Raw genomic sequence first — 17,856 nt, forward strand, 5'->3', positions numbered from 1 at the left:
CTCCCGATTTAACCGGCGGCGGTGAGGAACGACTTCAACAACGGTCCGCTGGTGGTTGCCCCCAGGCCGCCGTCTTCCACGAACACAGCAACCGCCAGGTCTCCGTGAACGGCAACGATCCACGCGTGGGTCTTGGGCGGGTCCTCATTGCCGAACTCAGCAGTACCCGTTTTTGCCCCGACGGGCGCTCCCGGCACCTGGGCGAGGAATCCAGCATGCCCGGAGGTAACCACCGCCCGCATCATGTCGGATAGCGCGGCCGCTTCTTCCTTGGTGATCGGCTTGCTTGAGGGCGGTGACGCGGGCGCTGCGCTAACGGAAGCGGACGACGCCGGCGCGCTGCCACTTTCCGTGGGCGTAGCTGCCGCGCTGGAGTTCCCGGTTTCAGGGTTCAGCACGAGTTGAGGGGACACCGGAGCGCCGTTGCCAACGGAGGCTGCCATGATCGCCGCAGACAGTGGGGAGAAGAGCACCTTCCCCTGGCCGATCATGGATGCCGCGTGCTCGGTTCCCTCTGCGGCGCCGGGGACTGAACCGAGGAAGGCGTCGGCGCCCAGCTTGGGCGCTTCCACGGCCACGCCCAATGCCATGGCGGCAGACTCGAGCTGGTCCTGGCTGACCGTGTCACGGGCATTGATGAAAGCGGTGTTGCAGGAATGGGCAAAAGCGTCCCGCAGCGTTACGGAACCCAAGGAGCTTTCCGGGTAGCCCTCGGAGTTCTTGAAGGTTCTGCCGTCTACTGTCAGCGTCGGGGTGCATTCGACCTTGGAATCAGGCGTCGCGCCGTCGCGGAACAGCGCCAGGGAATCGACGATCTTGAACGTGGACCCCGGAGCGTATTGGCCAAGCATCGCCGTGTTGTAGCCGTTGCTGCCCGGACCGGACGCGGCCGCCAGAACAGCTCCGGTAGAAGGCTTAAGCGCCACGATGGCGGACGCCGGTCCCACCCCGGCAAGCGTCTCTTCGGCCAGTTGCTGCAGCTTCAGGTCAAGCGTGGTCTTGAGGGTTGTTCCGGGCACAGGGAGGGACGAGAAGAATACTTTGCTTGCAGGGGTCTCGCCTTCCGACTTCGCTTCCTGCTTGGCGACCACCTCCACGCCGTCCTTCCCGCGGAGCAGAGAATCGTATTTCTGTTGAAGGCCACCGGTTCCTGTGGTGTCCCCGGCCCGCAAGGCGCCGTTGGACTTTTCGATCTGCTCTGCACTGGCCTGGCCCACACTTCCCAGGAGTGCCCTGGCGAAGGTGCGTGTTGGTGCCAACGCCATGGAGTCCAGGATGCTCACGCCGCCCGGAATGGCAGTGATCTTTGCTTCGGTAATTTCGGGGGTGTAAGCGCGGAGGACGATGCCCTCCACGAAAGCCTGTGGACCCGAGGCTCCCACCTGCTTGGCATACTCTTCAACGTCAAGGCCGAGCAAAGCAGCCATTGCCCGCGCGGCGGAATCCGCCTGATCAGCGGCAAGCTTGGTTTTGTCGATACCAACGCGGAAAACCGGACGGTCTTGGACAATGGGGGCATCCCCTGCGCCGAGGATCTGTCCGCGCTGGGCAGGAACCGTCTTGACGGAGAGCGTCTCGCCGTCCGAAAGTTCCGGGGCAAGGAGCTGGGGATTCCATTGGACAGCCCATTTATCGCCGGACTTTTTCAACGTGGCCTCGGAGCTGTACTCCCATTTTGCTGAGCCAATGTTCCAGCTGTAGTTCAAAGGGAAGGTGGCGGTCTCGCCGTCGAGCTTCACGTCACCTGACTGAACCGATGGCTTGGCATCGAGTCCCTCAAACACCGCTTTGAGTTGATCGTTGGCCGCGGAAGCGTCCTTGCCCTCTACGGCGAGTGAACCGACGTCGAGCGCGGCCAGAGAGGAGGCGAGCTGCTTCGCTGCACTTTCCGCACCGGCGCGGCCGTCATCGCAGGCCGTCAGCGAACCAACCATCACCAGCGCTACCAAGCCAAAGACAAGATTCCGTGTTCTCATTTTCCCCATTTGCGACATTATGCCCCGTTCCCCCGACAGTTTCTCTCCGCGACCACAACCCGGACCCGCCCCACCCAAAGGAGCTGGGCGGGGCGGGCTCTGGAGAGTCAGATTACGGGGCACACGTGAACCTGGCATCACCCCAGACACCGTGCGCGCCGTTGATGGATCCGGAGGGGTCCACCACGAGTTCCACGTATGCCGCACCCGTCAGGTCTACGGAAACGGCTTCCGGAGCGAACCCGGGCGTGTACGTTCGCGACTGGTACTTGTTCACGCCGTCGGTATTGACCTTGAAGATGATGTTGCCACCGAAGCCGCTTTCCAGGCCCACTTGCGAGGTGAACGACGTGCATTTTCCGCCCAGGTAATACGTGATCCTGGAGGCCGCGTGAACGCCCAGACCCTTTGCGAAGGAAGGCTGCTGGCCTGTTGCAGGATCGGTGTAGTTGATGGTGAGCGGTTTGTCCGGTGACGACGCCGAATCCTTGTTTGCCACATTCTTGCCGATCACGCCGTAGCCGTTGATGGCCTGGATCCACGGAGTTTCAGACGCGTACACCGATCCGTGCGGCACGTCGGGCAGCGGCTGCGAAGTAACCTTCCAGTCAAAGAACTTCACCCGCGTGTCTGTGGGCAGCGTGACGGAGGCAAGTTCCTTCGTGGGGTTGAGCCGGACCGTGTTGGAGAACGCCTGGTACTTGTATTGCGTGTATTCCGGGGACGGTCCGTTGGCGTTGTTGCGGCCTTGTTCGGACACCGCAACCACGGCGCCATTCAGGACCGAGGGCTGCAACCAGTTGGGAAAGAAGATCGACTGCCTTTCCATGCTTCCATCGGCATATGTCAGGGTCAATTCAGGGCTTGTTCCATTGCCAACAGCCGCTGATCCGAGAACAGCCAGGTGTGTTCCCTTGCCCTTGACCGCAATGGTCTGTCCGGACAGTGCAACCGAGTTGGGGACATCGGGGCCCACCGCTGGCCACGTGTAGTCCACCTGCTTGGGCGTGCCCGCTTCCACTGTCACAGTGCTGCCCGGCCGTACGCCGCCTGCCGGGATGGGAGCGGCAGCCAGCTGCTCGGCAGCGAAGGTGGCCCCTCCGCCGTCGAAGTTTCCGAGCGCCTTCCCCGCCACTGTGGTCACGGAGACGGTGTTATATGCAGCTGCCAAGGAGCCATAGGCGACGTAGATCTGGTTGCCCCCAGTCACCGACTGCTCGCTTGAGTCAGAAGCAGCGTACGACGCCGAGACCCGCACGGTCTGCTGACCCGCCTTCGCGGTGGGGCCGGGCTTGATGACGAATGTCGCTGTGGCTGTCGCGCCGCCCTCAACCTTCGCGGCAGTTGCCCCCGAAGAAGAGATGACGGTCCACCCGTCGGGCAGCACCGGCGTCAGCACAACGTTTGTCTTGGCCTTGATCCCGGTGTTTACGAAAGCTGCAGTGACGGTGGTTTCCTGGTCCTGGAATACTTGCTGGCCAGTGCTTACGCGCACCTCGGCTGCCGTATCTTCCTGGCTCTTGCCGCCCAGGGGTCCGGCCTGCTGAAGCTGGATGGTGGCTGACTGGCTGGAGGCGATCACACCTGTCTTCACGAGGACGGTACCGTTGTTGGCCTCATCGAAGAACCAGCCGGCGGCAGCGGCATCGTAGGCGTCCCTGGTGCCGTGCCGGGCCAGTGTGGTGCCTCCAATTTTGACGTCTTTGGGCGCCGCACCTGCATGGACCCTGAGCTGGTAGGGGCGGGCGGCAGCTTTGCCCGTGTACTCGCCCTTTCGCTCACCGATAGTTACCTTGACGCTGCCGTTGCCCGTGCCGGGTGCCTCCACGGCGAGGAGCTGGGTGGAAGACTTTCCGTCCTTGAATTCCCGCGTAACTTTGTCATCTTCGTACAGGGTGAAAGTGTTTTGCCCCTTGGCGTAGATATCCAAAGTAATCATGGAATCTTCGGGAACCAAGGACGCGTTGCGGGCCACGATGCCTTGTGGGATCACCGCACCTGCACGGACGAATACCGGCAGCTTGTCCAGTGGTGCGTTGTAGCCGTTGAGGATCTGGCCACCCTGGTATAGCTTGCCTGTCCAGTAGTCCACCCACTGCTCGCCGGCAGGAAGGAAGATGCCGTTGCGGACGTCGGTCTGGGTAAAGACCGGGGCCACCAGGAAGTCGGATCCGAGCATGAATTGGTTATTCGCCTCGGCGCCGTAAGACCACTGTTGGTCAGGGAATTCGAGGGCCATGGAACGCATCATTGAGACGCCTGTGTCAGAAGCGTTGTGCGCGAGTGAGTAGATGAAGGGCATGAGCTGCTGCCGAAGCTGAAGGTATTGACGGTTGATGGCAGTGGCCTTGTCGCCGTAAAGCCATGGACGCTTGTCCGTCGCTGCCCAGCCGGACATCGAGTAGAGCGCCGGGGCGAAGGCCTTCCACTGAAGGTCCCGGACGTAAGACTCCGGGGATCCGCCGAAGATGCCATCCACGTCGCCGGTGGTGAACGTCAGACCCGAGTTCCCGGCACCGGTGAGGGCCGGGACCTGCCAGCGAACGGCGTCGAGGTTTCCTGAATGGTCACCCGTCCACTGCATGCCGCAACGCTGCGAGCCGGCCCAACCTTCAACCATCAAGGACGTGCCGCGGGCGTTCGAGTACTGCTCGATCCCTCCATGCGCAGCTTCGCAGCCGGTAAGTGCCTGACGGTAGCCCTGGCCCACCCAAGCGACGTCGAGCTTACGAAGGCGGACGCCGGCCTCGCCTACTTCGTACTCTTGGTTGGTGAGGGAACGCTGCGTCCAGAGACCCACTTTGAGGTCTGTTTCGTCCTCGATGTTGCTCACGGTTTCGGGAAGTTGCTGATACTCGCAACCGTAGCCGTCATTGACCAGCATCCAGCCCGCGGGCATGTCGTTCTCAACGAACTTCCGTGCCGTTTTGATGGCGTCGGGCGTGCGCTGCTTGGCGCCGTCGGGATCGCCGAATCCAGACGACGAATAGCCGGGGTTGGAGCGGTTGTAGCAATCGGCGTCGCCGTATTCCAAGGCGTAGACCGGCGGCATCATCGGCTTGCCGGTCAACGTGGTGTAAGCGTTCAGGGACTGCTTGTAGTCGCCCACGAAGTAGTAGGCGTCGAAGCGCTTTTCCTCATGGGTGGTGGTGGGTTGGCCACCAAAATTGTAGGAGCCGCGGGCGAACGTGTCCCGCAGGACGCCATATCCCTTGGAAGACATATAGTACGGAACCGCATTGGGATAGCCGTCGTCGTCCCAGTCGAAATTCCGGGCGATGTTGATCAGCGCGCCGGTGTGGACGGAGCGGCCGTTTTGCATGCCGCCGCCGATGAACTGCTCGCCGTCCTGCGGAGCCAGGTGCTGTGTTGCCGAGTTCGCACCAAAGGTGATGGGGGCGGACTCTTCGAAGACCAGGGCTCCATCGGCCCTCAGCAGCCGGAGTTGGGTGGTGGCCTTGTTGATCTCGACACTGATCTTGGCAGTCTTCAGGACCAGCCAGTCACCGTCCGTGACTGTTGGTGCGCTGCCGGGGAACTTGTCCTTCCCCACCACGATGTTGGCAGTCCGTGCCGGGTCCCCTTGATCGGTGTTGGCGGGGTCGGTGAACTTGCCGCTGGGATCGGCTTCGAGGCGGAAGTTGCCGTCGTCCAGGAACGTGACGCGGATGGCGCCTCGCTCGGTTGAGAGGTCGACGACGTTTCCGGACTGGGTGAATCCGGTTACCGCTCCGAGGGGTACTCCCGCTGCATCGACAGGTACTTCCGGGGTGACTGCCTTGATGGCGGCGGGGTCGCCCGGAGCGGCATTTACTGCCGTTGCGAAGGTCAGGGCGGGGATGCCGCCAGCAAGCAGAAGCGACGCCAATCCGAGGGACGCTGCTTTCTTGAGGAAAGAATTGCGGACGCATCCAGGGCTGTTGGGCGCAGCACTGGATAAGCCCTTGAGGGGTGCGGACATGGGGGCCAACTTTCGACGAGTGACTTTTTGTGATCTAACTCATGGCGAAACGTGCACTAATCGTCACTTCAAAAAGGCAAAAGGTCAATCGTTTAACAAAGAATTTCTTCGCCACTGGGGACGGCACTTGCTTTGTCGGGGCCTCATTGGGACGTCTAGTGTCCCTCAGGCCGCCTGGCCGTCAGTGGCCGTCAGTGGCCGCGAATGATCCTGCGTTGCGCCGCCACCGCTATCGCCGCCGTTCGGTTATCAACGCCCAGCTTGGAGTAGATATGCACCAGGTGCGTCTTCACTGTTGCCTCGGAAATGAACAACTGCTTCGCCATGGCGCGGTTGCCCATTCCGGTGGCCAGGAGTTCCAGCAACTGGACTTCCCTCGGGCTCAATGCAGGTGACGGATTCCGGATCCTGCCCATGAGCCGGGCCGCCACTTCCGGTGCCAGCGCGGTTTGACCGGCGGCCGCGGATAACACAGCCTGCTGGATCTGTTCAGGCGGGGCGTCCTTCAGCATGTAGCCACTGGCGCCGGCCTCAACAGCGGCGAGGATGTCAGCGTCCGTGTCGTAGGTGGTGAGGATAAGGACGGGCGGCGGGGGAGTCCCGGCCAGCCCTGCTTTGATCTTGCCTGTGGCCGTCACGCCGTCCATACCGGTACCCATTTGCAGGTCCATCAGCACCAGGTCCACAGGCTCACCCAGGGTGTTCAACCTGCCCAGTTCGGCCAGCGCCGCGTCACCGTCCGCGGCCTCGGCCACCACGCTGACACCAGGAAAATCGGCGAGCATCGCCCGGAGTCCGGCCCGCACAACAGGATGGTCGTCCACCAGGAGGATGCGGATGTCACTCATGCCCCGCCCTCCCGGGCAGGCAGCGGCACCCGAAGGGCAACCACTGTTCCCTCGCCAGGCGCCGATTCGATATCCAGGCTGCCATCCAGCGCAGCCAGGCGTTCGCGAAGGCTTTGAAGCCCGATGCCGGTGCCGTCGCCGCGCGCTGTACCGGCCGCCGTCGACGGTTCAAAACCGATGCCGTCGTCGAAAACATCCAGGGTTACCTCCGAGCCGAGGAAGGACAAAGTCACGACGACGGCACTTGCGCGGGCGTGCGCCCATACGTTTGCAAGGGAAGCCTGGGCGGCCCGGAGCAGGGTGGTCTGGTAAGCATTGGGCAGGTCCAAGGGCGTGCCCACGAGCTCGAAACGGCAGCGCAGTGCGGTTCCCCGGGCGGCTGCTTCGGTCTCGGTCTTTTCGCAAAGCCTCCGCAAGGTATCCACCAGACCAGACTCTTCCAAAGCGGGCGGCCGAAGATCACGGACAAAACTCCGGGCCTCGGCAAGGTTGGCCGATGCGGTCTCCTGTACGATCCTCAACCGTTCATTCGCGGTCTTCAGGTCCCCCTCGTCCAACGCTTTCCCCGCAGACCTGCCCATCAGGATGATGCTGGAGAATCCCTGCGCCAAGGTGTCGTGAATTTCCCGGGCCAGCCGTTCGCGCTCTGTCAGGACCCCGGCGTCGTGCTGGGTCTTGGCCAATTCTGCCCGTGTTCGTCGGAGATCGTCAGCAACAATACGTTGGTGCTCGGCCTCCAGGAACAGGGCACGGTATGCCAGTCCCGTGACCACAGCAAAACCAGCCCCGAACATGGGTCCCAGGACCATCGCGAGCTGCAGACCGCCGTCGGCCGGGCCCCGGCTGTGAAACCAGAGGGCACCAATCAGCAGAGCCGTGCTCACCACGATTGCCGGCAAGGCGAGGCGTCGGGGGAGTATGTGCAATTGGAGGAAGAAGAGTGGGAAGGCAACCCATGTGAAATCGCCGCTGACCAGCAGAAGCAACAGCCACAGGACCATCACGGCACCAAGCCACCAGCCTGAGTAAGGTGTGGGATCGAACCGGGTGGCATTGCCCGCGTGGCGTTTCTCGAGGACGGTTCCCGCGAGGTACACCAGGGCCAAGGCGGCTGACAGTGCCAGTCCAGCAATGACCGCCAACGGCGACGGACTGCCCGCAGTGCCTGCCAGGAGCCGCACCACTGCCACCAGCAGCAGCACGGCGAAGCCAACATGGAGACTTATCCGCAGCACACGGAGGATGGTGGCGGTGCCGGTAGGAGTCTCCTGCATGCGTCCCAGCCTATCCCCGCCCGTCACTCCACTCCCTCGAAATTCCGCGTCCCGAGGCAGGAATCAACCAATCGGATGATGGCCGGTTCAACCCCTTGAAGTGGGCGAATCCATCAGGTTCCCGATGTGCCCGGATCCATTGGACGGAAGAGTGGATTCAGCCGGGACCAAGCCCGCATCCAAGCAAAGGATTCTGATGTTTCTAGCCATCCGCGACATCCGCTTCGCCAGGGGCCGCTTCGCGCTCATGGGAAGTGTTGTGGCCCTTATTACCCTGCTGCTGGTCATGCTTTCGGGGCTTACAGCCGGACTCGGAAACCAGTCGACATCGGCTATTGAATCACTGCCCGCACAGCAGATCGTCTTCGGTACACCGGCGGGCGGGGAGCCGAAGGCCTCCTACACCGAGTCTGAGGTTTCCAATGCCCAGCTCGAGGCCTGGCGGGAGCAACCCGGCGTTTCATCAGCACACGCAGTCGGCATCAGCCAAACCCGCATCCAATCCTTGGCTGGCGGTGGTGCTCCGAACGGGACCGCAAATGTCGCAGTCTTTGGCGGTTTGACGGCTCCTGCCCCCGTCCAGGACGGGACGGTCGTGATCGGCAAAACCGTGGCCAAGGACCTGGGGCTCCAAGTCGGCAGCCGTGTCCGCGTCGGCGGGACGGAGCTGACTGTTTCAGAAGTTGTGCAGGACCAGTGGTACTCGCACACCGGCGTGGCCTGGACGACGCTCGATACCTGGCGGAAGATCGCCCACGCTCCTGAGGGCACCGCCACGGTCCTGGCCGTAAATTACGACGCCGGTGCTTCAGTCAGCGTTGATGCCGCCAACGCTGCGGCCGGCACGGTGAGCATGGATCCCGTCGGCTCGTTCCAGGCTCTGGCCTCGTACAAGAGTGAGAACGGTTCGCTCATGCTCATGCAGGCATTTCTTTACGGCATCTCTGCCTTGGTGATCGTGGCCTTCCTTACCGTGTGGACAGTGCAGCGGACTCGTGACATCGCGGTCCTCAAAGCACTCGGCGGCTCTTCCAGGTACGTCCTCCGTGATGCGTTGGGCCAGGCCGCAATCGTGCTGCTGACCGGAGCAGCATGTGGCGGTTTGCTGGGCTTGGCGGGCGGACTTTTCGCGGCCAGCGCAGCGCCTTTCCTCGTCACGCCTTTGACCACCTTGGTGCCCGTTGCCGGCGTCGTTGTCCTGGGCCTGGGCGGCGCTGTCCTCGCGGTCCGCAAGGTCACCAAAGTCGACCCACTGTTTGCCCTCGGCGGTAACTAGATCTTGAACATTCCCAGAAAGGCATACATCGTGACCTCTGCTTTGAACCTCATCAACATCACTCTGGAGTACCCCGACGGCGATTCCACGCTCAAGGCCCTGGAGGCTGTAGACCTTGCAGTTGGGCGCGGCGAGTTCCTCTCCTTGGTGGGTCCGTCCGGTTCCGGCAAATCCTCGCTGTTGGCTGTTGCGGCCACGCTCGTGAAGCCCACCTCCGGACTCGTCGTCATCGATGGCCAGGACGTTTCCGCGCTCAAGGATGCCGAACGCACAGCCCTGCGGCGCGACAAGGTGGGCATCATCTTCCAGCAGCCCAATCTTCTTCCGTCCCTGACCGCCGTCGAGCAGCTGCTTATCCGGGACCACCTGCGCGGCAAGGCTGTCCGCGGAGCCCTTGGCAAAGCGCATGAACTACTGGAGATCGTGGGCTTGGCGGCATCGGCGAACAAGAGGCCGCACCAGCTATCGGGCGGGCAGCGTCAGAGGGTGAACATCGCCAGGGCGCTCATGGGCCGCCCCACCGTGTTGCTGGTGGACGAACCTACCGCAGCCTTGGATCACGAACGCAGTGAATCGATCGTCAGGTTGTTGCGGCGGATTACGGACGAGTTCTCCACCGCTACTGTGATGGTCACGCACGACACCGAATTCCTGCCCCTCACAGACTCAGTGGCCACCATGCGTGACGGACAAATCAGCCCCGCCATCCACCCGTCCGTTCTGCCCAACTAGGTCGCAGTAGAGCGCGTTTTGGACGTTCAGAACGCGCTTAACTGCTACTTAGTTGGGTGAGCCGAGCAACAGATCGTCCTGCGCCTCGTCGTACGTATCGCGGGCTTCGAGAATCGTAGGGACGTGGCTCTCCGCCCACTGACGTAGAAGGGTGAGGGGCTGCAGGAGGGATTCACCCATCGGCGTTAGTTCGTAATCCACCCGCGGCGGCACCTGGGCGTGGACGGTCCGGGTAATGAGCCCATCGCGTTCCAGGGCACGCAGCGTCTGCGTCAGGACCTTCGGCGTGACAACGTGGACCATCTTGCGCAGCTCCGAGAACCGCACGGGCCCGTCACCGAGGACTTGGATCACCAAAGACGCCCACTTGTCGCCAATTCTTTGGAAGATCACGCGGGATGGGCAATTGGGATCCAGGATGTTCCCTGGCAGGCCATTAGTATCCATGAGGTAACTCAGTTCCTTTGAAGCTATCAGTATCCAATAGATACCTTCGTGTTATCGCAAGGATAGCAACCCAAAGGAGAGTCATGAAAATCGCAGTCTACGGCGCAACGGGCATGGTCGGCAGTGAAATCGTCAATGAATCCATCACCCGCGGCCACGAAGTCACGGCAATCTCCCGCAAGGGCGCCGAGATCACCGGCGCAACGGCCCAGGCAGCCGATTTGGCCGACGCGGAGGTCTTCGCCTCCATTGCAAAGGACCACGACGTCGTTGTGCTGGCTACGGGCCCCAGCCGCACCGGCGGGGACCATGGAGAGTGGCTCGATGCCATGGCCACTGCATACAGCAACGCCGAAGGAACCCGCCTCATGATCGTTGGCGGTGCAGGCACCCTCGAGGTGGATGGCGTCCGACTTCTCGATTCCCCGGACTTCCCCGAGGCATACAAGGCGGAAGCCACCACCGCCGCGAAGGCACTGGAAGCGGTCAAGCAGACTCCCGAGGACGTCGACTGGACGGTCCTTGCCCCCGCTCCCGTTATCCAGCCCGGTGAGCGTACCGGCAAATACAACGTGGCCAAGGACACTCCTGCCGGCACCACCATTTCCTCGCAGGACTACGCCGTCGCCATGCTGGATGAAATCGAAAGCCCGGCCCACCGCCGGGCACGCTTCACGGCTGCAAACTAACGCTTCGCGGCTGCAAACAAGCTAACCGATAGTCAGGCCGAGCCCGGGTACCGGCATCTGAAATATGTCCTTGAGGGCATGCTTCGCCGCATGGTACCCGGGCATCCCTGTAACACCAGGCCCGGGCGGGGTGGATGAAGAACACAAGTAGACGCCCGGCATCGGTGTACGCCACGGAACATTGGACACTACTGGCCTCTGCACCAGACCCCGCATATCCAACAAACCTGCGCTGAAGTCGCCACCCACGTAGTTTTCGTTGTACGCGGCCAGATCAGCCGCCGTCGTGGTCTTCGAGGCAACCACCACATCCCGGAAGCCTGGGGCGTATCGCTCAATCCGTGCAGTGACAGCCTCAGCCATGTCCACATCTGAGCCAGCCGGCACATGGCAATACGTCCACAGAACGTGTCGCCCGGCCGGTGCCCGCGACGAGTCCACGAGGGACGGCTGGGAAACCAGCACGTAGGGCTCCGTTGGGTGTTTGCCCATGTCCACGAGGTTCTCGGATTCGGCCATGGCCATTCGCGAACCGCCCACGTGAACCGTCCCCGCCCGCCTCAGGCCAGGGGCAAGCCAGGGAACAGGTTCGGAGAGGATGTAGTCGACTTTGCAGGCTGCATTCCCGAAGCGGAATGCATCCAATGCCCGACGATAGTTGCCGGGTATTTCAGCACCACCCAGACGAGCGAGCGTCGGAGGAGCAACATCCAGGAGGATGGCTTTTGCCGGCCTGACCTGGTCGAAAGAATCCACGCGCTCACCGGTGTGGATGGTGCCGCCGTGGGCAATGAGGTCCTCGGCCATTGCACCTGCGATAGCCGCGGATCCGCCCACAGGCACCACCCATCCGCCGGCGTGGGCCAGGACGGCGAGCAAGAGTCCGGCACCCGTGGAACTAAGCGCGGGCTGGGAACCCAACGCGTGGGACATTACGCCGGTCAACAAAGCCGGAGCAGCTTCTTCACGGAAGCGCCGGCCCCAGAACGGTGTTCCTTGGTCAAGGGTCGCGAGACCAAACAACAGAGCAGCAAGGGGATCCTTGGGCACGCGGAGAAGTTGGTTCGACGTAAAGTCCACGACGCCATTCACGCGTGACAGGAGGGGCGCAATCAGGCGACGATACGCTGGGCCGTCCGCCCCCAGCTCCATGGTGGTCCGTTCCAGCGACTGGTACGCGAGGGCGGCACCTCCCACGTCCAACGGCGTGCCGTGCTGGACGTCAGGCACGCGCAGCTCAATGCGCTGAGACAGGTCGAATTCCTTGAAGAAAGGAGACGCCAATGCCATTGGATGCACCGCGGAGCATACATCGTACAGATATCCCGGTTCGATCAGCTCGCTTGTCCGGGTCCCGCCTCCGATGGCATCGGCGGCCTCGTACAGATGCACCTCCAGCCCGGCGCGGGCCATGGTCACTGCCGCGGCCAGACCATTGGGACCAGAACCAACGACGGCGACATCAGCCATCGCTACCCACCTCCGACTGTTGGGGTGCTTTGGGTGCGGCAGGCTCAACCATTGAACGCCAGGGCAGAACCGACATGGACGGATGAAGAAGGTTAATCCTGAGCCAATCCCTGGTGCCTTCGAAAGGCCCGCCATGGGGATCGTCTTCGCCCAAAGCGCGTAGGGGATCCTGCGATGGATCCAGGATATCCATCACCACCCTGGCCATCAGGTACGCCGTTGCAACCATGTGCAGCGCCACAGCCAGGACGTAGTAGGACATATCAATGTTGTGCTGCACGGATCCACCGCTGGTGGCCATGCCCAGGTACATCCATATGGCAGCCCAGTGCAGGCCTTCAGCCGCCTGCCAAACCAGGAAGTCCCGCCAGCGCGGTCTCGCAAGGGCAAGGAGGGGAATGAGCCAGATGACGAACTGGGGGGAGTACACCTTGTTTGTGAGGATGAACGCCGCCACAATCAGGAAGGCCAGCTGGGCGATGCGGGGGCGCCTGGGCGCCGTCAAAGCCAGTGCACCGATCAACGCGCACGCAATGACAAAGAGGTTCAGCGCAAGCGAGTTGATAGTGGCGGCGTCAAGTTGGGTCCAATGAAGCCGATCGGCCACGAGGTTGAACGCGAACCACGGCGAGCTGTATCCGGCGGGCCGTTCCTGGGTGAATTCAAAGAAGTAGCGCCATCCTGATGGGTTCATCGCGGCGATCGGCAGGTTGACGGCCAGCCATGCCGCGGCAGCTGCAGCGGCAGTCATCCAGAAGGTCCGAAGACGACCAGTGCGCAGCGCCAACACCAAAATGGCACCGAGAATGAGGACGGGGTACAGCTTGGTGGCCGTTCCCAGCCCGATGCAGATTCCCGCCAGGATCAACTTGTCGCGGGAGAAGAAGTACATGGCCAACGCGAGCAGGGCCACAGCCCACATGTCCCAGTTGATGAACCCCGCAAGCACAATTCCGGGGGCCAGTGCCACCATGGCGGCATCCCAGGGGCGACGCTTGTTCATCCGGGCGGTCAGGAGGACGGTAATTATCCATACGGCAACAATCAGCATTGCGTTGACGTCGAAGTAGCCCAGAATGCGTTCCGTGCCCGGCCCTTGTCCCGGTACGAGCAGCGCGGTCAAGCCTGCGATGATCCCCATGAGGACCGGGTACTCAAACAAGCTGCCCTGCGTGAAGAAGGGGAACACGCCATCGCCCAGGCCACGGTTGCGGAAGAGCTCAGGGAAGTCGGAGTAGCACGTGGCGTAAAACTGTGTGGGCGTCTCCCAGCCATTGACGCGGCAATAGTCCTTCGCCAGGACGGCAAGCAGGGCAGCGATCACTGTGAGGACAACGAGGACGCGTTCAACCGTGAACGGCGCGGGGGAGATCTGTCCTGGAGCAGAGTGGCGGCCCAAGGGCCCGCCTACAACCTCCGTGAAGTTACGAAGCAGGGAGTCGCTGCGGCTTGGAACCACAAAGCGGGCACGTTTTCGCTGCCGGTGCGGCTTCGTCTCCTGCATAAATCGAGCTTACCGTCAGGCAGCTTGGGTAACGCCACTGGAGCAGCTCTGGCCGACCGTTAAAAGGGGGAAGCCCACGCGTAGCCGCGTGGGCTTCCTGTGGTTCAGCATGCATGTGCGGCACCGGAAACTCCTTCGGAAGGGCTGAAGGGCATCAACGGATGAGTCCCATCTGGTGCAGAACGACGAAGACGTCTTCACGGCCTTGCTTGAGCAACTGGTCGTTGAACAGCGTGCGTTCCTTGGGAGCATCGCTGCTCTTGTAGAAGCGCAGGTCCTTAGGGCGCTTTGGCATGTGGTTCACCTCCTTTCATTGCAGAAAATTGCCGGAATTGGGCACAACAAATAGAGCCAATTGAATTCAGGGAAATCAAGGCATAAAAGAGCGCACAAATAGCCCGACGCTAATAAGGGGTGTGAGCAGACCTGTGCGGGAGCAGCGAATGACCGTGCACAATTGCGTGTGCTTCCTGCAGTCGTCCCCAACAAGAAGCTGGTTCCGAACTTTGGGGAAACTGCGCACCCGTGGCTTGTTGCGTGGGTCTGCGCCTACAACTGACCGCTCAGAATGCCACCCTTGAGGGGTGGCCATGAAGACCGCCGGCGTTGGAGCCGGTCCGGTGGTTCAGGGAGTGGTCAGTGGTTCGAAAAATGCTTCGAAAAATGGCGTCGATCAGCGCAGGAGGCCGGGGTAGCAGTGACGGTCACATTCCATCCGCTAGTCAAAGTAATCATTTTTCCCAACCTCCTTTTCCGCTGTGGCATTACGTCCCGACTGATTAACCGGGGTAATGCGCGCCTTGTTCCCGGCGGGTCGGTCTGGGAACAAGATATAAGCTACCCCATGAATAGGAGTCTTGGCCAGTGCAATTCGCTATTTAGCCAAAGTTTTTCTAAATTCGCGTTTCAGAGACCCCAACGGACAATCGCAGGCGTCCGCTTATCCCATCCAAGCGTGCAAACTTTCGCAGTTCCAAGAATGAAGTGACGACCTTCCTTGGCGTCCATTTCCAGCCACCGCGCCGTGAGAATACGGGAGAAATGCCCGTGTGCCACTACCAGGACATTGTCCATGCCCGATTCCAGGACACGTCCAATGATCTTGTCGGCGCGGGCGGCCACTTCGTCCAGCGTTTCGCCGTTGGGCACGCCGTCCGTCCAGATGAGGTAGTCCGGATTGTCCTTGCGGATGAGGTCGGAGCTGACGCCCTCGTAGTCTCCGTAGTTCCATTCCACAGCCAGCGGTTCGTGGACAGCATCGGGAAAGCCTGCAAGTTCAGCCGTGCGGCGGGCGCGACGCAGTGGGGAGGTCAGAACGAGATCGAAGTCGATGCCCTCAAGGACTTTGCGCGCTTCGACAGCCTGCTGCTCACCCTCGACCGTCAAGGGAAGGTCGGTCAAGCCTGTGTACTGGCCGCTCTTGGACCATTCCGTCTCGCCGTGGCGGAGGATCCAAAGTTGCGGACGCGGGGAGATCGCGGCGTTCATGAGGACTCCTTGGTTTCTGCGGCGGTTTCGGTTGAAGGTTCGACGACGGCGGACTCGGGTTGCGCTTCCCACCACGCCAGGAGCTTCTTCTCGGCTTCCTCAGGGGACAGCGGTCCGTGTTCCATCCGTTCTTCCAGGAGGAACTTGTAGGCCCTGCCGACGACAGGACCCGGCTTTAGCCCCAGGAGCGCCATGATCTGCGCTCCATCGAGGTCAGGCCGGACAGCCGCCAGCGATTCCTGCTCCAGGAGCGCAGAGATTCGATGCTCAAGGTCATCGTAGGCGAAGGACAAGCGGTCGGCCTTGCGCTGGTTACGCGTGGTGACGTCGGATCGTGTGAGCCGGTGCAGGCGTTCCAGCAGCGGACCGGCGTCGGTCACGTACCGGCGTACGGCGGAATCCGTCCAGCCGGCGTCTCCATAGCCATAGAACCGCATGTGCAGTTCGACCAGCCGGGACACGGCTTTGATCGACTCGTTGTCGAAACGCAAGGCTTTCATTCGCTTGGCCGTCAGCTTGGCACCCACAACGTCGTGATGCCTGAAGCTCACCGCGCCGCCCGGTTCGAACCGGCGCGTAGCCGGCTTGCCGACGTCGTGCATCAACGCGGCGAACCGAAGCACAAAGTCCGGGCCCGGTACGGGACCGTCCGCACCGGTTTCCAGCGCCGCGGCCTGTTCGAGTACCTGCAGGGAGTGCTGGTAAACGTCCTTGTGGCGGTGGTGTTCATCGGCTTCCAGGCGGAGCGCGGATACCTCGGGGAGGACAAACTCAGCCAGCCCGGTATCCACCAGGAGGTCGATGCCCACGCGCGGGTGCGCGCCGTTAATCAGCTTGACCAGTTCATCGCGGACGCGCTCGGCGGCAATGATCTTGATGCGATCGGCCATCTGGGACATGGCTAGCCGGACGTCGTCGTGAACCGACACGCCGAGCTGGGACGCGAAACGGGCCGCCCGCATCATGCGCAGGGGGTCATCGGAGAAGGACGCCTCAGGCGCGCCGGGAGTGGCGAGCTCGGAGGCGTGGAGGTCCCGGACGCCACCGAAAGGGTCCACCAGCTCCAGGCTCGGCAGGCGCAAGGCCATGGCGTTGATGGTGAAGTCGCGGCGCAGCAAGTCCTCCGTCAAGGAGTTGCCAAAGGCGACCACGGGCTTGCGGGAGTCAGGATCGTACGCCTCGGCGCGGTACGTGGTGACTTCGATCTGGAAGCCGTTCTTCTTCATCCCGATCGTGCCAAAAGCCCGTCCGATTTCCCAGAAGTTGTCCGCCCACTTCTTGATGACGGAGATCGTCTGGTCGGGCGTCGCATCCGTGGTGAAGTCCAGGTCCGGGGACGTCCGCCCCAGGAAAAGGTCGCGCACAGGTCCACCAACCAAGGACAGCTCGAAGCCGGCGTCGACAAAGCGCTGCCCGAGGTCGAGCACCACCGGATCGATGGTGAAGTTAACTGAAGAGCTGTCCAATACGTGCGCCATAGTTCCTTAAGCTTGGCAGATTTTTGTGCAGCATTGGGCCACAGTTGCATCCGAAAACCAGCGGACCCGTAACGCGTGTCTCCTGCCGTCCATCTTGTGGCCATGTCCCGGTCATCACTCGAGGGCAAGAGTCGTTAGAGTGGACTTCATGGCCAATCCGATCCCGAGCGCTCCTGGCAGGAGGACGAACGCACCGTTGCCGTCGGCAATCGGCGCCCACGTCGCGCCTGCCCCGCAGCACCCGGTCCAGGCCTCGCTTCCCACTGTGGAGGAAGTCTCGGCTGGCGGTGTCGTAGTAGACACGTCCGACGGCGAACTCCGGGTTGCGATTATCGCCCGCCTTAATAGGGGTGGCCGGCTTGAATGGTGCCTGCCCAAGGGCCATCCGGAAGGCCGGGAGAACAACGAGGAAGCTGCTGTCCGCGAGATCGCCGAGGAAACCGGCATCGAGGGCAACATCCTTGCGCCCCTGGGAAGCATTGACTACTGGTTCACGGTGAGCGGCCACCGGGTCCACAAAACCGTCCACCATTTCCTGCTCCGGGCCACAGGCGGCGAGCTCACCATCGAGAATGATCCGGACCAGGAGGCCGTGGACGCCGCGTGGGTGCCGATCCAGGAATTGGCGCGCAAACTGTCCTTCCCGAACGAACGCCGCATCGCTGACCTGGCACGGGAAGTGCTGCCAGAACACCTCTGACCCGGCTACGTGG

14 protein-coding genes are annotated in these 17,856 nt (G+C 62.1%); 4 read left to right on the forward strand and 10 right to left on the reverse strand.

Going from position 1 to position 17,856, the window contains the following annotated elements; translation table 11 throughout:
- Window positions 1-8 precede the first annotated feature (8 nt).
- From LDN82_RS22435 to LDN82_RS22450, 4 genes are all read right to left on the reverse strand, one after another.
- A complete protein-coding gene (locus LDN82_RS22435) occupies window positions 9-1,985 on the reverse strand; it encodes a penicillin-binding transpeptidase domain-containing protein (protein WP_224165912.1) in 1,977 nt (658 codons plus the stop codon).
- A gap of 103 nt (window positions 1,986-2,088) precedes the next feature.
- Window positions 2,089-5,937 carry an NPCBM/NEW2 domain-containing protein gene (locus tag LDN82_RS22440; protein WP_224165913.1) on the reverse strand — a complete coding sequence of 1,283 codons (3,849 nt, stop codon included), beginning with the start codon at window positions 5,935-5,937 and terminating at the stop codon, window positions 2,089-2,091.
- Window positions 5,938-6,128: 191 nt separating this feature from the next.
- Window positions 6,129-6,785, reverse strand: coding sequence for a response regulator transcription factor (locus tag LDN82_RS22445; protein WP_224165914.1), 657 nt, complete (start codon window positions 6,783-6,785; stop codon window positions 6,129-6,131).
- Window positions 6,782-8,059: a sensor histidine kinase gene (locus LDN82_RS22450; RefSeq protein WP_224165915.1), complete on the reverse strand. Its 1,278-nt coding sequence runs from the start codon at window positions 8,057-8,059 to the stop codon at window positions 6,782-6,784. Before LDN82_RS22450 ends, LDN82_RS22445 begins: the two co-directional genes overlap by 4 nt.
- A gap of 196 nt (window positions 8,060-8,255) precedes the next feature.
- Between LDN82_RS22450 and LDN82_RS22455 the strand changes: the two genes are divergently transcribed.
- Together LDN82_RS22455 and LDN82_RS22460 are read left to right on the forward strand one after the other, a co-directional pair.
- Window positions 8,256-9,335: an ABC transporter permease gene (locus tag LDN82_RS22455; RefSeq protein WP_224165916.1), complete on the forward strand. Its 1,080-nt coding sequence runs from the start codon at window positions 8,256-8,258 to the stop codon at window positions 9,333-9,335.
- A gap of 30 nt (window positions 9,336-9,365) precedes the next feature.
- Window positions 9,366-10,067, forward strand: coding sequence for an ABC transporter ATP-binding protein (locus LDN82_RS22460; RefSeq protein WP_224165917.1), 702 nt, complete (start codon window positions 9,366-9,368; stop codon window positions 10,065-10,067).
- Window positions 10,068-10,115: 48 nt separating this feature from the next.
- Here the strand turns inward: LDN82_RS22460 and LDN82_RS22465 are convergent, their stop codons facing one another.
- Entirely contained in the window at window positions 10,116-10,514 is a 399-nt protein-coding gene (locus LDN82_RS22465; RefSeq protein ID WP_224165918.1) for a helix-turn-helix domain-containing protein, read from the reverse strand.
- Between the two features lie 83 nt (window positions 10,515-10,597).
- Between LDN82_RS22465 and LDN82_RS22470 the strand changes: the two genes are divergently transcribed.
- Entirely contained in the window at window positions 10,598-11,203 is a 606-nt protein-coding gene (locus LDN82_RS22470) for an NAD(P)H-binding protein (RefSeq protein ID WP_224165919.1), read from the forward strand.
- Between the two features lie 21 nt (window positions 11,204-11,224).
- Here LDN82_RS22470 and LDN82_RS22475 read toward each other — a convergent pair whose 3' ends face one another.
- The 5 genes from LDN82_RS22475 to LDN82_RS22495 form a co-directional block, all read right to left on the reverse strand.
- Window positions 11,225-12,673 carry an NAD(P)/FAD-dependent oxidoreductase gene (locus LDN82_RS22475; RefSeq protein WP_224165920.1) on the reverse strand — a complete coding sequence of 483 codons (1,449 nt, stop codon included), beginning with the start codon at window positions 12,671-12,673 and terminating at the stop codon, window positions 11,225-11,227.
- The gene (locus tag LDN82_RS22480; RefSeq protein WP_224165921.1) at window positions 12,666-14,177 is read right to left on the reverse strand and encodes a glycosyltransferase 87 family protein; all 1,512 of its coding nucleotides are present in this window, start codon (window positions 14,175-14,177) and stop codon (window positions 12,666-12,668) included. The genes LDN82_RS22475 and LDN82_RS22480 overlap by 8 nt, the downstream gene beginning before the upstream one ends.
- Window positions 14,178-14,331: 154 nt before the next feature.
- A complete protein-coding gene (locus LDN82_RS22485) occupies window positions 14,332-14,472 on the reverse strand; it encodes a hypothetical protein (protein WP_223935169.1) in 141 nt (46 codons plus the stop codon).
- A 611-nt stretch (window positions 14,473-15,083) separates the two neighbouring features.
- A complete protein-coding gene (locus LDN82_RS22490; RefSeq protein ID WP_216924419.1) occupies window positions 15,084-15,665 on the reverse strand; it encodes a histidine phosphatase family protein in 582 nt (193 codons plus the stop codon).
- Entirely contained in the window at window positions 15,662-17,143 is a 1,482-nt protein-coding gene (locus tag LDN82_RS22495) for a CCA tRNA nucleotidyltransferase (protein ID WP_224165922.1), read from the reverse strand. The genes LDN82_RS22490 and LDN82_RS22495 overlap by 4 nt, the downstream gene beginning before the upstream one ends.
- Before the next feature lie 196 nt (window positions 17,144-17,339).
- Here LDN82_RS22495 and LDN82_RS22500 point away from each other — a divergent pair, with 196 nt between their 5' ends.
- Window positions 17,340-17,843 carry an NUDIX hydrolase gene (locus LDN82_RS22500; protein ID WP_216924651.1) on the forward strand — a complete coding sequence of 168 codons (504 nt, stop codon included), beginning with the start codon at window positions 17,340-17,342 and terminating at the stop codon, window positions 17,841-17,843.
- Window positions 17,844-17,856 lie beyond the last annotated feature (13 nt).

It is taken from the genome of Arthrobacter sp. StoSoilA2 (assembly GCF_019977195.1).
Lineage (GTDB): Bacteria > Actinomycetota > Actinomycetes > Actinomycetales > Micrococcaceae > Arthrobacter.